This window comes from Mesorhizobium sp. M7A.F.Ca.CA.002.15.2.1, from assembly GCF_003998715.1.
Classification (GTDB): Bacteria; Pseudomonadota; Alphaproteobacteria; order Rhizobiales; family Rhizobiaceae; genus Mesorhizobium; species Mesorhizobium ciceri.
The window spans coordinates 1-16,646 of sequence record NZ_RZPI01000042.1 but is presented as its reverse complement, the minus strand read 5'-3'; the positions used below and the strand labels follow the sequence as shown (position 1 = coordinate 16,646).

Sequence of the window (16,646 nt, the reverse complement as noted above, 5' to 3'; positions counted from 1 at the left end):
ATGCCTTCCTGCACCAGGAGCCGCGAACCGGCGCAGCAGACCTGGCCCTGGTTGAACCAGATGCCGTCGACCAGGCCTTCGACGGCGCTGTCGAGATCGGCATCCTCGAAGACGATGAAAGCCGATTTGCCGCCGAGCTCCAGCGACAGTTTCTTGCCCGAGCCGGCGGTGGCCTTGCGGATGATCTTGCCGACCTCGGAAGAGCCGGTAAAGGCGATCTTCTGGACGCCGGGATGGTTGACGATGGCGACGCCGGCCTCAGGGCCGCCCTGGACGATGTTGACGACGCCCTTCGGCACGCCGGCACGCTCGCAAATCTCGGCGAACAGGATGGCGGTCAGCGGCGTGAACTCGGCCGGCTTCAGCACCACGGTGCAGCCGGCGGCGAGCGCCGGCGCGATCTTCCAGGCCAGCATCAGCAACGGAAAGTTCCACGGGATGATCTGGCCGACGACGCCGACACCCCTATGGCCGGGGAAATCCCTGTCCAGCGCCTGCGCCCAGCCGGCATGGTGGATGAAATGGCGGATCGCCAGCGGCACGTCGATATCGCGGCTTTCGCGGATCGGCTTGCCGTTGTCGATAGTCTCAAGCACCGCGAACAGGCGCTGATGCCGCTGCATGGCGCGGCCGATGGCATAGAGTACTTTGGCACGCTGATAGCCTGAGGCTGCCGACCACTTCGGCAGCGCCTTGGCGGCGGCCGCAACCGCCGCGTCGATATCGGCGGCATTGGCGTCCGAGACCTCGGCCAGCAGCTTGCCGGAAGACGGCTCGCTGGTCTCGAAGGTCTTGCCGCCGGCAGCGGCTTTCCAGTCGCCGCCGATGAACAGCGCCTTGCCGAAATCGCGCGCGGCAAGCCAGGCGTCGGCCTCGTTGCGGGCCTCCGGTGCCGGGCCGTATTCCATGGCGTGATAGCGATCGAGAATGTTCATCAGGTGCCTCCTTCACCCTCCCGCCTGGGAGGGTCGATCGGCAAAAGCCGATCGGGGTGGGGGTAAAGGCTTACGCCATCGCGTGGCGATGATTGGCCGAATAATGTCCGGTCAGATGATGCTCGAGCTGGCGCTCGATGTCGGTCAAGAGGCTCGACGCGCCGAAGCGGAACAGGTCCGGCTCCAGCCATGGCCGGCCGAGCTCTTCCTTCATCAGCACCAGCCAGTCGAGCGAGGCCTTGGCCGTGGAAATGCCGCCGGCCGGCTTGAAGCCGATGAGATAGCCGGTTTCCTCGAAATAGGCCCTGATGGCACGCACCATGGCGAGGCCGACGGGCAGCGTCGCGTTGACGCTTTCCTTGCCGGTCGAGGTCTTGATGAAATCGGCGCCCGCCATCATCGCCACCATCGAGGCCAGCATGACATTGCGCAGCGTGGCGAGGTCGCCGGTGCCGAGGATGACCTTCAGATGCGCATCACCGCAGGCGGCGCGCATCGAGACGATCTCATTGTAAAGCTCCCGCCACTTGGCGCCGAACACCAGGCCGCGCGGGATGACGACGTCGATCTCGTCGGCGCCGTCACGGACCGAGGCCTCGATCTCCTGCAGACGGGTCGACAGCGGCGCCAGGCCATGCGGAAAGGCGGTGGAGACGGCGGCGACATGGATGCCAGTGCCGCGCACCGCATCGACGGCGGTGGCAACGAAGGGGTGGTAGACGCAGACGGCGGCCGGGCGGATGATTTCACCTGATATGCCGAGGCCCTCGACAATGTCGCGGCGGAACGGGTTGATCGCCTTGGCGCAGAGCCGGCGCACGCGCTCCTCGGTGTCGTTGGAATTCAGCGTCGTCAAATCCATGCAGGCGACGGCGCGCAGCAGCCAGGCGGCCTGGTTGTCGGCCTTGATCGAGCGCCGCTTGGTCAGGCTGGCGACGCGCCGTTCCAGCGCCGAGCGATTGACGCTGCGCACCGATTCCATGAAGCCAAGGTCGAGCTTCATGCCGGGGTTGCGCGCAATGCGATGATCGTGCGGGACGGCTGTATTGGCGGCGGCACGCGCCGGCAGCGGCGTCACCTTGGACGGGCCGACATCGGCTTCGCGGATTGTGCTGCTCATCTCCTGCCCTTTCATTCAGCGACGTATGCCGAAGATAGCCCGTGAAGCCGTACTTCACGAGTCCTGCGGGCGGTCATAACCGAAAAAGGCGGCGAAAGCAGCAGTTTTTGACCGTGCGGTCAAAAACGTAGACTTCGAGATGTTGGTGCGGCTCAGCCGACGAAGGCGCGCTCGACGACAAAAGTCGCCGGATGGCTCAGCGAGCCTTCCTCGAAGCCGAGACTTTCGGCCAGTTCCTTGACGTCCTTCAGCATATGCATCGAGCCGCAGATCATGATCCGGTCGGTTTCCGGGTTGAGCTTGTCGATGCCGAGATCGCTGTAGAACTTGCCGGAGCCGATCAGCGCGGTGATGCGGCCCATGCGTGCCGATTCCTCGCGGGTCGTCGAATTGTAGAGCGTGACGCGCCCAGTGGTCAGTTCACCGATCAGCGGGTCGCTTTCAAGTGCTGCGACCAGCTCCTGGCCATAGGTCATCTCGGCATTGTCGCGGCAGGTATGGGTCAGGATCAGTTGATCGAATTTTTCGTAGGTGTCGGGGTCGCGCAGCAGGCTGGCGAAGGGCGCGATGCCGGTGCCGGTCGAGATCATGAACAGCCGCTTGGCCGGCGTCAATGCGTCGACCACCAGCGTGCCCGTCGACTTCTGGCGCATGATGACGGTGTCGCCGACCTGGATCTTCTGCAGCTCCGAAGTCAGCGGGCCGTCCGGCACCTTGATCGAGAAGAATTCCAGCTCTTCGTCCCAGGCCGGGCTCGCCACCGAATAGGCGCGGTACACCGGCTTCTCTGCATTGGGCAGGCCGATCATGACGAACTCGCCGGAGCGGAAGCGCAGCGACTGCGGACGGGTGATGCGGAACGAGAACAGCCGGTCGGTGTAGTGCTTCACCGAGACCACGGTTTCGGCATAGACATTGGCCGGAATCGGGAACTGCAGCGGTCGGGCGCCGACGGTGTTGAGAGCGGATGTGGTGTTCATCAAATCCAACCTTCTGGCCCAGCTCACGGACGCGGGCGCCAAACCTTCACCTGCGCGCCCGGACCATTCAGGTCCCGGCGTGCTGTTCGCACACTCCAAAGCGGCAAGCTCTTGTGTCCGGAATTTATTAGTATACAAACGATATTTGCGTCAAGATGCTCCCTTAAAACAGCTTTCCAAACTGACGCATATCCGTAGTCCGCGCATTTCGGGTTTCGACGATGGAAGAGAATATTTCGGCGCAAGCGCGCGATCCCCAGGGAAATGTCGTTGCCGGTATCGATGTCGGCGGCACCTTCACCGACCTGCTCCTGATCGACGGAAGCGATGGCGGCAGGGTGTATCTGGCCAAGACGCCGACCACGGTCGACAACCAGGCCTTCGGTGTCGTTTCGGCACTCGGCGCCACCGGATTTCCGATCGACGGCATCGACCTCATCGTGCATGGCACGACCACCACCACCAATGCGGTGCTCGAACGCCGGCTGGCGAAAACCGGCATGATCACCACGCGCGGTTTTCGCGACGTGATCGAGCTTGGCCGGCGCACGCGGCCGCAGGCCTATGGCATGACCGGCAGCTTCGTGCCGATCATCCCGCGCAATCTCAGGCTCGAAGTGTCGGAGCGCGTCGAGGCGTCGGGTGAGATACGCACACCGCTCGACGAGGCCGAAATGCGCGAGGCGGTGCAGACGCTGATCGCGGCCGGTTGCGAATCCCTCGTCATCCATTTCCTGCATTCCTACGCCAATCCGGCGCACGAGCGGCGCGCCACCGAAATTGCCGCCGAGCTCTGGCCGAACGGCTACATCACGGCAGGCCATGCGCTGCTGTCGGAGGCGCGCGAGTTCGAGCGCGGCGTCACCGCTTCGGTCAACGCCTCGGTGCAGCCGATCCTCGAGCGTTATGTCGAGCGGCTGCGCAAGGAACTGGCTGCAAAAGGCTATGCCCGCGACTTCCTGATCATGAACGGCAATGGCGGCATGATCTCGGCCCGCTTCGTCACACGTGAATCGGCCAAGACTGTCATGTCCGGTCCGGCCTCGGGCGTCATCGCCGCCGCCTACACCGGAAAACGTGCCGGCTTCGAAAACCTCGTCACCTACGACATGGGCGGCACTTCGACCGACGTGGCGCTGATCCGCAATGCCGAGCCGGCTGTCTCGAACGAGATCGAGATCGAATATGCCATGCCGATCCATGTGCCGATGGTGGCGGTGCACACGGTCGGCGCCGGCGGCGGCTCGATCGCCCGCGTCGACGCGGCCGGCCTGATCCAGATCGGCCCGGAAAGCGCCGGCGCCAACCCCGGCCCGATCTGCTACGGGCGCGGCGGCCTCGATCCGACCATCACCGACGCCAATCTGGTGCTCGGCCGGCTGGCGCCGAAGAAGCTGCTGGCAGTCGAAAACCCGGTCACATCAGAGCGCGTCACCGGCATCTTCGAGGAGAAAATCGGCAAGCCGACCGGCCTGTCCGGCGTCGAGGCGGCGGGCGCGGTGCTGCGGCTCGGCAACATGAAGATGGCCGGCGCCATCCGCATGGTGTCGGTGTCACGCGGTCATGACCCCCGCGATTTCGCGCTGTTCGCCTTTGGCGGCGCCGGGCCGCTGCATGCGACTGCCCTGGCGCGCGAACTCGGCCTGCCCAAGGTGCTGGTGCCGGCGCGTCCAGGCATCACCAACGCGCTCGGCTGCGTCGTTGCCGACCTGCGCCACGACTTCGTCAACACCATCAACCAGCCGGTGTCGGTGCTCGACGAAACGCGCCTTCATGGGGTATTGGAACGGCACCGAAACGAAGGCGAGGAGCTGATCGGCAAGGAAGCGGTAAAGCCGGAGACGATCCGCGTCACCCACTCCGCCGACATGCAGTTCGTCGGCCAGACCCACATCATCAACGTGGCGCTGCCGTCCTCCTCGGTGACCCGGGCAACGCTGCAGCAGCTTTTCGAAAAGGCCTATTTCGCCCGCTTCAAGGTCGAGCTGCCGGAAATCCGAGCCAATCTCGTCAATCTCAATACATCGGTCACCGGCGTGCGTCTGGCGATCGATCTGTCGCGCCTGATCGATCCGGCGGGGCGCGCAGCAACGCTGGACGAGGCGCGGCGCGAAATCCGGCCGGTCTGGTATGCCGGCCGTTGGCACGACACGCCCGTATATGCGCGTGAAAAGCTGCCGCTCGATGCTATCATCGAAGGCCCGGCGATCCTCGAACAGATGGATGCCACCACCGTGCTCGAACCCGGCGACCGCGCACGCAGCGACGCTGACGGCAACATCATCATCGACATTGGCGAGGCCTGATATGGCAAAGCTCGACGCCATCACCCTTTCGGTCCTCCAGGCGGCCCTGCAGCAGGTCTGCGACGAGATGGACCTTACGTTCTCTCGCGCCGCTTTCTCGCCGGTCATCGCCGAGGCCAATGACCGTTCCGACGGCATCTATTCGGCTGTCGACGGTTCGCTGATCGCGCAAGGCAGCCAGGGCCTGCCGGTGTTCGTCGGCGTCATGCAGTATTCGACCAGGACGGTGATCGAGATGATCGCCGACGGCCGTTGCCTGCCGCCGGAACCAGGCGACATCTACGTCGTCAACGACCCCTATCTCGGCGGCACCCATCTGATGGATGTGCGCTTCGCCATGCCGGTCTACCGGGACGGCAAGATTTTCTGCTGGCTATCCAACACCGGCCATTGGCCCGACATTGGCGGCTCGGTGCCGGGCGGATTTTCAGCCTCGGCGACTGCCGTGGAGCAGGAAGGCCTGCGGCTGCCGCCGGTCAAACTGTTCAAGAAGGGCGTGCTCGACCCGGAAATCTACGCCATCATCTGCTCCAACATCCGCGTCGCCGACCAGCGCATCGGCGATATCAGGGCCCAGGCCGCCGCACTGCTGATCGGCCAGGATCGGCTGAATGGAATCCTGGATCGTTACGGTGACGAAACTGTTGTCGCGGCGATCGCCGAACTGCGCCGCCGCGCGGCCGAGCAGATGCGCGCCAACATCTCAGCCATTCCCGACGGCACCTACCATTCGAAGGCCTTTGTCGATTCCGATGGGGTGGTCAACGAGCCGCTGATCATCGCGCTCGCCGTCGAAAAACAGGGCGACACGCTGACCTTCGATTTCACCGATTCGTCAAAGCCCTGCGCCGGGCCGATGAACAGCGTGCTGGCGACGACCCTATCCTCGGTCTATCTCGCCATGCGCCACATTTTCCCGGATGTGCCGATCAGCGCCGGCGCGTTTGAACCCCTGATCGTCAAGCGGCCGGAAGGCACGTTCCTCGACGCCAAATATCCGCGGCCCGTCTCGGGCTGCGCCGCCGAGGTGTCGCAGCGCATCGCCGAGGCGGTGTTTGCGGCGATGGTGCAGGCATTGCCGGACAAGGTGACCGCCGCACCCGCCGGTTCCAGCGGCAATTTCGCACTCGGCGGCAACGACCCGGCACGCGGCCGCGACTACGTCATGTATCAGATCTCCGGCGGCGGTTATGGGGGCAATTCAGGCCATGACGGCCTGACCAATGGCTGCTCGACCATCGGCATCTCCAAGTCGCCGCCGGTCGAGATCATGGAACAGGCATTCCCGGTGCTCTACCGCCACTACGCCTTGCGTGAAGGCTCCGGCGGCGCCGGCAAGCATCGCGGCGGTTTCGGCCTCGCCTATGAGGTGGAAATCCTGCGCGGCGACGCCCGCGCTTCCTTCGTCATGGACCATGGCCGGTTCGGCCCGCAGGGCGCGCTTGGCGGCAAGGACGGCGCCGTCAACACGGTGACCGTCTTCCGCAACGGCGAGGAACACGTGCCGCCGCATTTGTCCAAAGAACAGGACATTGCGCTCAAGGCCGGCGACCGCGTGCGCGTCGGCACGCCGGGCGGCGGCGGCTATGGCGATCCGCTGCAGCGCGATGCCGATCTTGTGCTGCGCGACGTGGCGCTGGGGTACTACACATCAGAGGAAGCCACCGAAAAGTTTGGCGTTGTCCTCTCGGCCGGGGAGTTGGCCATCGACCGGACGGCCACCGACAAGCAGCGCGTCGGCTAACACATCACCGATCGCTCGCCTGGTCTGCTCGCCGCGCCGTGATCGCCGCAGCGCATGTCGTTTCCGTCTCCGCCGCGCGCCTGGAAGACCGTAGACTTCCCGCTTTCAACGGGGATCTCGAACATGCGTCTTTTCGGTCGTTTCGTGCTTGCCGCTTCCGTCGCCCTCACCCTTGCCACTGGTGCCGCCTCCGCCCAGGACAAAAAACTCAGGATCGGTACCGAGGGCGCCTATCCGCCCTTCAACTACGCCAGTGCCGACGGCACGCTGGGCGGCTTCGACATCGAGCTGGGGAAGGCGCTGTGTGCTGAGATGAAGGCCGAGTGTGAGTTCAGCGTGCAGGATTTCGATGGCTCGATCCCGGCGCTGCAGGCCGGCAAGTTCGACGCGATCATCAACATCACCATCACACCCGAGCGGGCCGAGAAGGTCGAGTTCACCCACAAATACTACCAGACGCCGCCGGCTATCGCCGTGCCCAAGGATTCGACCATCGCGGGCACGTCGCCCGATGATCTGAAAGGCAAGGCGCTCGGCGTGCAGACCGCGACCATCCACCAGAAATTCGCCGACCAGAAATATGCAGGCTCGACGGTCAAAGCCTATCCGACGGGCGACGATGCCCGCACCGACATGGCCAATGGCCGCCTCGACGCGATGATGGACGGCTCGATCATCCTGACCGAGTGGTTGAAGAAGCCAGACGGCGCCTGCTGCAAGCTGCTCGGCACGCTGACCGCCGATCCGGCCATTCACGGCCCTGGCGTCGGCATCGCGCTGCAAAAGGGCAATAAGGAACTGGCCGACAAGCTCAATGCGGCCATCGACGCGCTGCGCGCCAATGGCAAGTACAAGGAAATCAACGACAAGTACTTCTCCTTCGACGTCTACGGCAGCTGAGACGACAACATGCCTTCCGGCAGCGCCGGCTGGCGCTGCCGTTTTTCTTGAATGATGGAGACTTCCTTGGCTGAGCGGCGTTCCCCTTTCTACAGCAGCATCGTCGGGCTGGGCGCGACCATGGGTCGTGTCGGGGGCGATTTCATCTCCGCTAAAACCTATTCCGGCATTGCCGACGAGCATCTGAACACCCGCAAAAATGTCGGCGTGCAGGATCTCAGCACCATGGGCAAGATGGACATCAAGGGGCCGGACGCCGAGGCGCTGGTCAACCATGTCATCGTCAATAATGCCGCTGCCATGAAACCGGGCCAGGTCCGCTATTCCACGGTCTGCCGCGAGGATGGCGGCATCATGGACGACCTCACCGTGTTTCGGTTGGGTCCGGAGCACTTCATGCTGGTAACCGGCTCGGTCAACCGCCTGAAGATGCTGCCCTGGCTGTTGCATCACGCGCAGGGTCGCAAGGCCTATGTCACCGACATAACCGCAGCCATCGCCTTCCCGACCATCCAGGGCCCGCGCTCGCGCGAACTGTTGAAGGCGATGATCTCGGATGCCGATCTGGACGGGCTGAAACGCTGGTCGTTCACGTCAGGCCACATCAACGGCACGCGGGTGCTGATCTCGCGCACCGGGGTCACCGGCGAGCTCGGCTTCGAGCTGTTCGTGCCGGCCGACGAGGCCGCTTCGGTCTGGGACGCGCTGATGCGGACCGGCCGGGACTTTGGCCTGAAACCCTATGGCGTGCTGGCAATGTTCACGCTGGGCCTGGAAAAGGCCTATCCGGCGCACGGCATCGACATGGACGAGAGCCGCACCCCGTTCCATGTCGGCCTCGACCGCTGGATCAAGTTCGACAAGGGCGATTTCGTCGGCCGGCAAGCGTTGCTCAAGGTCCGCGACAAGGGCCTCGACGAGCAATGGGTCGGCCTGATCCTCGACGGCGACACGCCGGCCGCCACCGATGCCAGGGTCCTGGCCGATGGCGAGGACGCCGGCATCGTCACCTACAGCGATCACGGCTATTCCCTGGGCAAGGTGCTGGCCACGGCGCACCTGCGGCTGCCTTTCACCGCGATTGGCACCGAACTCAGCATAGACATCGATGGCAGGCCGAGCCGGGCGGTCGTGGCGCCGATACCGTTCTTCGATCCCGAGGGGGGGAGGTTGCGCGGCTAACTGGGCTTACCCTGGAAATCATTTTGGTCTCTCCTCAATGGTTATGATATTGTCTCGAAATGAAGTCTCCTAGCTCACGAGCCAGCCGTTCAGCCAAGACCGGCCAGTTCGTGCTGACCAGCGAGCGCGGCGAGAAAATCAGCGCCGTGGAAGGCATGACCTTATCGCCTCGCATGGCGAAATTACTCGCCCTAGGCGTACGACACGGACTGTCCGGTGATGAGCGGCGTTCGCTCATCAAGGAAGAAATCCGCAAGAAGAAATAGACGTTGGTCTACGCCGCTGAGTTCGATCCGCTGTGCTACCCCGGCACGACGGTGCTCATTAACCTGTTGGACATCCGCGACCAGGCTGAGCTTGATGAAGTCGAGCTCGCGCTGTTCCTGACTCGCGCTGACGAGCCATTGCCGGCAGGCGAACTCGACTACCGTCACTATCTCGGCCTGCACCGGCACCTGTTCCAGGATGTGTGGCTGGGCCGGTCAGCCGCGCACCATCCGCATCGGCAAGGCCGGCAATTGGTTCTGCTATCCCGAACACATCGCCACCGAGATGGCGCGGGTCTTTCGCGAACTCGGCAATCCCGACCGCTTAGCTCATCTCGACGGCACCAGCTTTGCGAAGCATCTGGCGCACATCGTCGCGGAGATCAACGCCGTGCATCCGTTTCGCGAAGGCAACGGCCGAACCCAGCTCACCTTCCTTGCGATGCTCGCCGAGCACGCGGGCCTGACATTCAATGACGACATCCTTGACGGGATCGCGTCATTCAAGCCATGATCGACAGTTTCAGCGGTTCAGAAGCGTCATTGCAAGCACTGATAGAAGATATCATCGCCTAGTTCGTCGGCCTAACAATCACCCCCGTCTATCCAGCCTCGCCACCAACCGATCCCCCACCCATTGGATGCCGCAGACCAGGATGATCAGCACGATGACCACTGCGATCATCACCGACGTCTCAAAACGCTGGTAGCCGTAGCGGATGGCGAGGTCGCCGAGGCCGCCGGCGCCGATCGCGCCGGCCATGGCTGACGCACCGATCAGCGTCACCAGCGTCACCGTGAAGCCGGCGACGATGCCGGGCAGGGCTTCTGGCACCAGCACCTCGCGGATGATCGTCCAGCGGTTGCCGCCCATGGCGCGCGCCGCCTCGATCAGCCCGCGATCGACTTCGCGCAGCGACACTTCGGCGATGCGCGCATAATAGGGCGTGGCGGCGATCGACAGCGGCACGATGGCTGCCCATGTGCCGATCGAGGTGCCGACGATCAGCCGCGTCACCGGGATCAGCGCCACCAGAAGGATGATGAAGGGCACCGAGCGGAAACCGTTGATGATGGCGCCGAGCGCCCGGTTCACCCAAAGGCTTTCGGCAATGCCGCCGCGTTCGGTAGCAATCAGCGCCAGGCCGAGCGGCAGGCCGAAGACCAGCGAGATGAGGCCGGAGGCGGCCGTCATCAGCACCGTCTCCCAGATCGAACGCAGCAGAAGTTCAAACAGGATTGGCGACATGGCCAAGCACCTCCACCCGCGCCTGGCGAGCCTTCAGGAATGTGATGATGTCAGCAAGATGATTTGCATCGCTGCCGGGAACCGAAAGGAACAGCGTGCCGACCGGCTGCTGCTGGATATGGTCGATGCCGCCATGGACGAGGCGGAAGGCGCCCGGAACCGCAATCGCAAGGTCGGACAGCAGCGGGCCGCTTGCCGCCTCGCCGGCCACGTCGACGCGCAGGATGGTTTCCGCACCGGCCGCCGGCAGCAGCCGCGCTGCCAGCTCGGCCGGCAGCTGCGGCCTGATGGCGCCGAGCAGGCTGCGTGTGATCTCGGAGCGTGGGTCGGCAAACACCGACCAGACCGGCCCTTGCTCGACGATGCGTCCGGCGTCGATCAACGCCACGCGGTCGGCGATGGAACGGATCACCTCCATCTCATGGGTGATCAAAAGGATGGTCAGGCCAAGCTGCCGGTTGATGTCCTTGAGCAGTGCGAGGATGGAGCGCGTCGTCTCCGGATCGAGCGCCGAGGTGGCTTCGTCCGACAGGAGCAGCGCCGGGCGCGCGGCAAGCGCCCTGGCGATGCCGACCCGTTGCTTCTGGCCGCCCGACAGCGACGCCGGATAGGCCTTGGCTTTCTCCGACAGGCCGACAAGATCGAGCAGTTCGGCGGCGCGCTTCAGCCTCTCGGCTTTCGGCCGGCCCTCGATCTTCAGCGGCAGCGCCACATTGTCCTCGACGGTCTTGGCCGACAGCAGGTTGAAATGCTGGAAGATCATGCCGATGCGCCGCCGCAGCGGCTGCAGGTCGCGCTCGCCGAGCCGGCTGATCTCGCGGCCCTCGATGAACACCTCGCCGGAGTCAGGCCGTTCCAGCCCGTTCAGGCAGCGGATCAGCGTCGATTTGCCGGCGCCGCTGCGGCCGATGATACCGAGGATCTCGCCCTTGCGCACGGTCAGCGAAATGCCGTCGAGCGCCGCCGTCACACCGAAATGGCGCTTCAGGTCGACAAGGCGCACGACATCCTGAGATGCGTCGGGCCGGGTCTGGGTCGGATCGGCGGTCTCCCCGGATGCCGTGATATGCTGGTTCATGAATATTCCTGTTCCCGAAAACGCAATCGCGGCCCGCGCCTGAGCGCGGACCGCTGTTGCTCTCGAACCGGGCTTCCGGCCGAGGACCGGATCAATAGGCGCTGAGGCCGGTGCCCTTGTAGACCTTGTCGAACTCGGCCTTCACCGCCTCGTTCTGATAGGAAGCCACCAGCGTCTTCACCCAGGCCTCGTTCTCGTTACCGGTCTTCACCGCGATGAAGTTGCGGTAGGGATTGTCGGCGATAGGCTCCTGCGCGATGCGGTTTTCCGGCGACAGGCCGCTTTTCAGCGCCCAGTCGGTGTTGACCACGGCCGCATCGAGATCCTCGACCGAGCGGCCGACGATACCGGCGTCAAGTTCCTTGATCACCACCTTCTTCGCGTTCTCGGCGATGTCGGCGGTGGTGGCCAGAATGCCGGTGCCATCCCTGAGCTTGATCACGCCCTCGTTCTGCAGCACGCGCAGCGCCCGGCCTTCATTGGATGGGTCGTTGGGCACGCCAATGACCGCGCCCTCGGGCAGGTCGGCAACCTTGCTGAACTTCTTAGAGTAGAGGCCGATCGGCCAGACGCCGGTATAGCCGACACGGACGATGTGGTAGCCTTGCGTCTTGATCTGGTTGTCGAGATAGGGCTGGTGCTGGAAGGCGTTGGCGTCGATCTCGCCGCGCTCCAGCGCTTCGTTGGGCTGGGTGTAGTCGTTGAATACCACCGTCTCGATGGCAAGGCCCTTTTCGGCGGCTTGCGCGACGACGACGCGCCAGACGTCCTCGTCCTCGCCGCTGATGATGCCGACCTTGATCGCCTTCTTGTCCTCGGCAAACGACGCATGCGGTGCAATCAGGCTGCCGATCGCGACGACTGAGGCGAACAGCAGAGCAAGGCCACTGCGCCGGTTGACGGTTGACCCGGGGGAAGATGGCAAAGTGTTCTTGAAGTCAGTCATGATTGATCTCTGCGGTTGTGAAGTCATGGCAGCGAGGCGGATTGCCTAGCCTTGGTCGCATCCTCAGAAATTCTATCAAGTTTATCAAAGAACGCGTTTCGCCATTCTCGCCAAAGCCGGGAATATTCTCTCAAAATTTTCAAGAGCGTGAGCAAAAGCCGCTGCTTGGCCGGCCGCAGCGGATCGCGGCGCGATCTTGCGCGCGTCTGGAGGTCGTCAGATTCTCAGAGAGCTCAGCGTGCCGTCAAAGCGCGATCCAGGCCGCCTTCAGTTCCAAATATTTCTCCAGCGCGTGCAGCGACTTGTCGCGGCCGAAGCCGGACTGCTTGACGCCGCCGAGCGGCACGGTGATGTCGGCGCCGCCATAGGTGTTGACGTGGACGACGCCGGCATTGATGGCGCGCACCATGCGATGCGCGGTGGAGAGATTGGCGGTCCACACCGCGGAGGCAAGCCCGTAGACGGTCGAATTGGCAAGCCGAACCGCCTCCTCCTCGGTCTCGAAGCGCATGACGCCGAGCACCGGCCCGAACACCTCCTCGCGCGCCAACTGCATGTCCTGCATGACATTCTCGAAGATCGTTGGCGCCATGTAGCTGCCACCGGTCTCGGTCAGCATCCGCTGGCCGCCGGTGACGAGACGGGCACCTTCTTCCGTGGCCCTGGCGACGAAACCGAGGTTCTTGTCCAGCTGTTCGGCGCTCGATACCGCGCCGACATCGCTGGTGAGATCAAGCGGATCGCCGACTTTGAGCCGCATGGTTGCCGAGAGCAGTTCGTCCATGAAGCGGTCGTAGACCGCTGACTGGACGAGAAGCCGCGAGCCGGCGACGCAGACCTGGCCGGAATTGCGGAAGATGCCATTGGCCGAGACGACCGCTGTCTGTTTCAGGTCCGGGGCGTCGGCAAAGACGATGTTCGGCGACTTGCCGCCGAGTTCGAGGAAGACGCGCTTCAGATTGGAGCGAGCGGAATATTCGAGCAGCCGCCTGCCGACCGGGCCGGAACCGGTGAAGGCGATGGCGTCGACATCCATATGCAGGCCGAGCGCCTCGCCGGTGACCGCGCCAAGCCCGGTGACGACGTTGAGCACACCGGCGGGCAAGCCGGCCTCGCTTGCCAGTTCGGCCAGCCGCAGCAGCGTCAGCGAGGCGATCTCCGGCGGCTTGACCACCACGCAATTGCCGGCGGCAAGTGCAGGCGCGATCTTCCAGGCACCGATCATCAGCGGGAAATTCCACGGCACGATGACGCCGACGACGCCGAGCGGCTCCTTGTGGATCAGTCCGAGCACATTCTCGGCCGTCGGCGCTATCTCGCCATAGACCTTGTCGATGGCCTCGGCATAGTAGCGGATGGTGCCTGCCGCCGACAGCGGTTCTGCCTTGTAGGCCATGCCGATCTCGGTGCCGTTGTCGCGCACACCGAGCACGGCGAGCTCATCGGCGTGTTTCTCGACCAGCTCGGCGAATTTCGTCAGCACCTTCTTGCGAAAGGCGGGTGTGGCGCGCGACCACGAGCCCTTCTCGAACGCCTTGCGCGCCGACTTCACGGCGCGGTCGATATCGGCGGCGTTGCCGTCGGCGATGCTGGCGAAAGGTCGGCCGTCGATCGGCGACGTCACCGGCAGGCTTGCGCCGCTTGTTGCCTCGACCTGCACGCCATCGATGAACAGGCCCTGCGCGCCGATCTCCGTCTTGCGCAGCGTTTCGATGGCATTCTGACTGATCATTGGTGACGGACTCCAAGGGAAACATGCAATGTGGTTGGCGCGCGGAATTCCCAGCCGCGAAACACCGGTTCCCTGCTCGGCACAAGGCTGAGATCGGGGAAGCGTTGGAGCAACAGCCGCACCGCAAGGCACATCTGCTCGCGTGCGAAGAACCGGCCCGAACAGAAATGATGGCCGAAGCCGAAGGCGGCATGGTTGCCTTCGTTGCGGTTGATGTCGAAGCGGTCGGGATCGGCAAAGCGGCTCTCGTCGCGGCTTGCCGAAGCGACGAGGGCGGCGACGGCAGCGCCGGCCGGGATCGTCACGCCGCCAATCTCGACTGCCCGCGTCGTCTGCCGCGTCTGCGTACCGATCGGCGCCACCCAGCGCAGGCCCTCGTCGACCGCCCTCGGCACGAAAGTCTCGGGATCGGCGAGCACCTGCCGCAATTGCTCGGGATGGGCCAGCAGGCCGGCGAGGATCGAGCCGGCGCCATGTCCGGGCTCCTGCATGCCGCCAAGCAGAATGACCATGATGCTGGGCATCAGAAAGTCGATCGGCCGCGTCGTGCCCTCCGGCATGCCGTCATGCAGCATATGCGACAGCGCCGAGTCATCTGGCTGGCGCGCAAGTCTTTCCAGCGTCGGCAGGATGGCGTCGCCGACCTCGGCACTGATTGCGTCGGCGATCTCCTGCCGTTTCGGATCGTTCTCGAAATTGATGGCGCCCTGGGCAAGGCCGTAGAACCAGCGGCGCAGCGTCGGCATATCGATGCCGGCAAGGCCGAGCGAGCGCGCCAGGCTGAGCGTCGACACCGGCTCGAAATAATCGGTCATCAGCTCGGCGGAGCCCTGGTTGACGATCCGGTCCAGAAAAGGTTCGGCAATCGACCGCACGAGGTCGCCGGCATAGGCGGCGACGGTGCGCGGCCGGTATTTCGGGTCGACGCCTTGGCGCAGTTGCTTGTGCGTCTCGCCATCGGTGGTCAGGATGGTCGGCTTGCCGAAGGAACGCTCAACTGGTGACGAGCCGACGACGGCGGAGAAGATCTCGGGCGACTTGGCGACGCTCTCGACATCCTTCCAGCGGGTGACGAACCAAAGATTGACCGCCGGCACGAAAGCGACCGGCGCACTGCGCCTGAGCTCTGCATAGATCGGGTAGGGATCGGCTTCCAATGCCTCGACGGTGATATTTTCGGCAAAGCTCAAATCCGCCACTCCCCTTGTGGTGTAAGGGGCGGCGTGGCATGCCGCCCCTTTGCTTTTCTCAATCTTTCAGCGGCTGGCCGAGGTTTTTGAACGCGACCGGATCGCGGCTCTTCAGCGCGCTGGCCAGCAGCAGGCCGACGATCGCGGCGATCAGCACCAGCCCCGGCAGGAACACGCCAAGGAAACCGCCGGCTCCCGACAGGCTGCCGAAATTGATGACGATCAAATAGATGATGATGACGAAGGCGATGAAGGTCAGCCCGGGCAGGATGGTGGTCTTCAGCGCATTCTCGTGGGCCGCCGGGTTGGCGCGGAAGAACATCACCACGGCAAGCGATGCCACCGCCATCATCGCGATGACACCGAGCGTCGCGACATTGGTCAGCCACGAAAACAGCGCCAGCACCGGATCGAGGCCGAGCACGGCGAACAGGCCGACAACGACCGCGGCGAGCACGCTCTGGATGACGGAAGCGACATGTGGGCTCTGGTGCACCGGATGCGTCACGCCGATCGTCTGCGGCAACAGCTTCTCGCGGCCCGAGACGTAGATGTAGCGCGCAACCGCATTGTGGAACGCCAGCACGCCGGCAAACAGGCTCGACACGAACAGGATGCTCATCGCCTGCGAAAGCATCGTGCCGGCGTAGCGGTCGGACAGGCCGAACAGGAAGGTCGTCGGATCCTGCAATCCCTGCAGCGTCGGCAGCAATTTGTCGACACCGGCGCCGACCGCCATCAGCCATGCCGTGAGCATGTAGAAGACGCCGATCAGCACGACCGAGAAATAGGTGGCGCGCGGAATGGTGACCTTTGGGTCGCGGGCTTCCTCGGCATAGATCGTCGTCGCCTCGAAACCGATGAAGGCGGCGAAGCAGAACAGGATGGCGATGGCCGGCGAGCCGCTGACGATCTGGCTCCAGCTGAATGGCGCCGCCGACAGGCCGCTATCGCCGCCGGTCTTGAGGATGGCGATATCGAGGATCAGCACCACAAGATATTCGCACAGCACCAGCAC

At 64.1% G+C, this 16,646-nt stretch carries 15 protein-coding genes; 5 read left to right on the top strand and 10 right to left on the bottom strand.

The annotated features are described in order from the left end of the window. The 3 genes from ENZ74_RS04770 to ENZ74_RS04760 form a co-directional block, all read right to left on the bottom strand. On the bottom strand, positions 1-935 hold a 935-nt coding region (locus ENZ74_RS04770; RefSeq protein ID WP_127312679.1), incomplete at its 3' end, for an aldehyde dehydrogenase family protein. A 70-nt stretch (positions 936-1,005) separates the two neighbouring features. Continuing rightward, positions 1,006-2,055 (bottom strand): deoxyribose-phosphate aldolase, encoded by a 1,050-nt coding sequence (gene deoC, locus ENZ74_RS04765; protein WP_063169684.1) that lies wholly within the window; start codon positions 2,053-2,055, stop codon positions 1,006-1,008. Positions 2,056-2,207: 152 nt separating this feature from the next. Continuing rightward, the gene (locus tag ENZ74_RS04760) at positions 2,208-3,035 is read right to left on the bottom strand and encodes a ferredoxin--NADP reductase (protein ID WP_063169685.1); all 828 of its coding nucleotides are present in this window, start codon (positions 3,033-3,035) and stop codon (positions 2,208-2,210) included. 221 nt (positions 3,036-3,256) lie between these two features. On the opposite strand from ENZ74_RS04760, the gene ENZ74_RS04755 reads away from it, so the two are divergent. The 4 genes from ENZ74_RS04755 (at position 3,257) to ENZ74_RS04740 (ending at position 9,167) form a co-directional block, all read left to right on the top strand. Further along, positions 3,257-5,341, top strand: coding sequence for a hydantoinase/oxoprolinase family protein (locus tag ENZ74_RS04755; RefSeq protein WP_063169686.1), 2,085 nt, complete (start codon positions 3,257-3,259; stop codon positions 5,339-5,341). Between the two features lies 1 nt (position 5,342). Beyond that, entirely contained in the window at positions 5,343-7,085 is a 1,743-nt protein-coding gene (locus tag ENZ74_RS04750; protein WP_063169687.1) for a hydantoinase B/oxoprolinase family protein, read from the top strand. Between the two features lie 123 nt (positions 7,086-7,208). After that, entirely contained in the window at positions 7,209-7,985 is a 777-nt protein-coding gene (locus tag ENZ74_RS04745; RefSeq protein WP_063170417.1) for an ABC transporter substrate-binding protein, read from the top strand. 51 nt (positions 7,986-8,036) lie between these two features. Then, positions 8,037-9,167 carry an aminomethyltransferase family protein gene (locus ENZ74_RS04740; protein ID WP_063169688.1) on the top strand — a complete coding sequence of 377 codons (1,131 nt, stop codon included), beginning with the start codon at positions 8,037-8,039 and terminating at the stop codon, positions 9,165-9,167. A 191-nt stretch (positions 9,168-9,358) separates the two neighbouring features. On the opposite strand, the gene ENZ74_RS35790 is transcribed toward ENZ74_RS04740, so the two are convergent. Continuing rightward, a complete protein-coding gene (locus tag ENZ74_RS35790) occupies positions 9,359-9,622 on the bottom strand; it encodes a hypothetical protein (RefSeq protein ID WP_335919021.1) in 264 nt (87 codons plus the stop codon). Between the two features lie 10 nt (positions 9,623-9,632). Here ENZ74_RS35790 and ENZ74_RS35785 point away from each other — a divergent pair, with 10 nt between their 5' ends. Continuing rightward, positions 9,633-9,947, top strand: coding sequence for a Fic family protein (locus ENZ74_RS35785; RefSeq protein ID WP_335919019.1), 315 nt, complete (start codon positions 9,633-9,635; stop codon positions 9,945-9,947). A 78-nt stretch (positions 9,948-10,025) separates the two neighbouring features. Here ENZ74_RS35785 and ENZ74_RS04725 read toward each other — a convergent pair whose 3' ends face one another. The 6 genes from ENZ74_RS04725 to ENZ74_RS04700 form a co-directional block, all read right to left on the bottom strand. Then, a complete protein-coding gene (locus tag ENZ74_RS04725; protein WP_027161152.1) occupies positions 10,026-10,682 on the bottom strand; it encodes a methionine ABC transporter permease in 657 nt (218 codons plus the stop codon). Next, the gene (locus tag ENZ74_RS04720) at positions 10,663-11,760 is read right to left on the bottom strand and encodes a methionine ABC transporter ATP-binding protein (protein ID WP_063169689.1); all 1,098 of its coding nucleotides are present in this window, start codon (positions 11,758-11,760) and stop codon (positions 10,663-10,665) included. The genes ENZ74_RS04725 and ENZ74_RS04720 overlap by 20 nt, the downstream gene beginning before the upstream one ends. A gap of 91 nt (positions 11,761-11,851) precedes the next feature. Then, the gene (locus tag ENZ74_RS04715; RefSeq protein WP_013528557.1) at positions 11,852-12,706 is read right to left on the bottom strand and encodes a MetQ/NlpA family lipoprotein; all 855 of its coding nucleotides are present in this window, start codon (positions 12,704-12,706) and stop codon (positions 11,852-11,854) included. A gap of 244 nt (positions 12,707-12,950) precedes the next feature. Next, positions 12,951-14,438 (bottom strand): aldehyde dehydrogenase, encoded by a 1,488-nt coding sequence (locus ENZ74_RS04710; protein ID WP_063169690.1) that lies wholly within the window; start codon positions 14,436-14,438, stop codon positions 12,951-12,953. Beyond that, complete coding sequence (locus tag ENZ74_RS04705; RefSeq protein WP_245470933.1) at positions 14,435-15,637, bottom strand: cytochrome P450; 1,203 nt, start codon at positions 15,635-15,637, stop codon at positions 14,435-14,437. The genes ENZ74_RS04710 and ENZ74_RS04705 overlap by 4 nt, the downstream gene beginning before the upstream one ends. A gap of 49 nt (positions 15,638-15,686) precedes the next feature. After that, positions 15,687-16,646, bottom strand: a 960-nt coding sequence (locus ENZ74_RS04700) for an APC family permease (protein WP_164760950.1), incomplete at its 5' end; no start/stop codon positions are given.

Coding starts and splice junctions, on each gene's coding strand:
- deoC (WP_063169684.1), bottom strand. CDS start 2,055: ATGAGCAGCACAATCCGCGAAGCCGATGTCGGCCCGTCCAAGGTGACG.
- ENZ74_RS04760 (WP_063169685.1), bottom strand. CDS start 3,035: ATGAACACCACATCCGCTCTCAACACCGTCGGCGCCCGACCGCTGCAG.
- ENZ74_RS04755 (WP_063169686.1), top strand. CDS start 3,257: ATGGAAGAGAATATTTCGGCGCAAGCGCGCGATCCCCAGGGAAATGTC.
- ENZ74_RS04750 (WP_063169687.1), top strand. CDS start 5,343: ATGGCAAAGCTCGACGCCATCACCCTTTCGGTCCTCCAGGCGGCCCTG.
- ENZ74_RS04745 (WP_063170417.1), top strand. CDS start 7,209: ATGCGTCTTTTCGGTCGTTTCGTGCTTGCCGCTTCCGTCGCCCTCACC.
- ENZ74_RS04740 (WP_063169688.1), top strand. CDS start 8,037: ATGATGGAGACTTCCTTGGCTGAGCGGCGTTCCCCTTTCTACAGCAGC.
- ENZ74_RS35785 (WP_335919019.1), top strand. CDS start 9,633: ATGTGTGGCTGGGCCGGTCAGCCGCGCACCATCCGCATCGGCAAGGCC.
- ENZ74_RS04725 (WP_027161152.1), bottom strand. CDS start 10,682: ATGTCGCCAATCCTGTTTGAACTTCTGCTGCGTTCGATCTGGGAGACG.
- ENZ74_RS04720 (WP_063169689.1), bottom strand. CDS start 11,760: ATGAACCAGCATATCACGGCATCCGGGGAGACCGCCGATCCGACCCAG.
- ENZ74_RS04715 (WP_013528557.1), bottom strand. CDS start 12,706: ATGACTGACTTCAAGAACACTTTGCCATCTTCCCCCGGGTCAACCGTC.
- ENZ74_RS04710 (WP_063169690.1), bottom strand. CDS start 14,438: ATGATCAGTCAGAATGCCATCGAAACGCTGCGCAAGACGGAGATCGGC.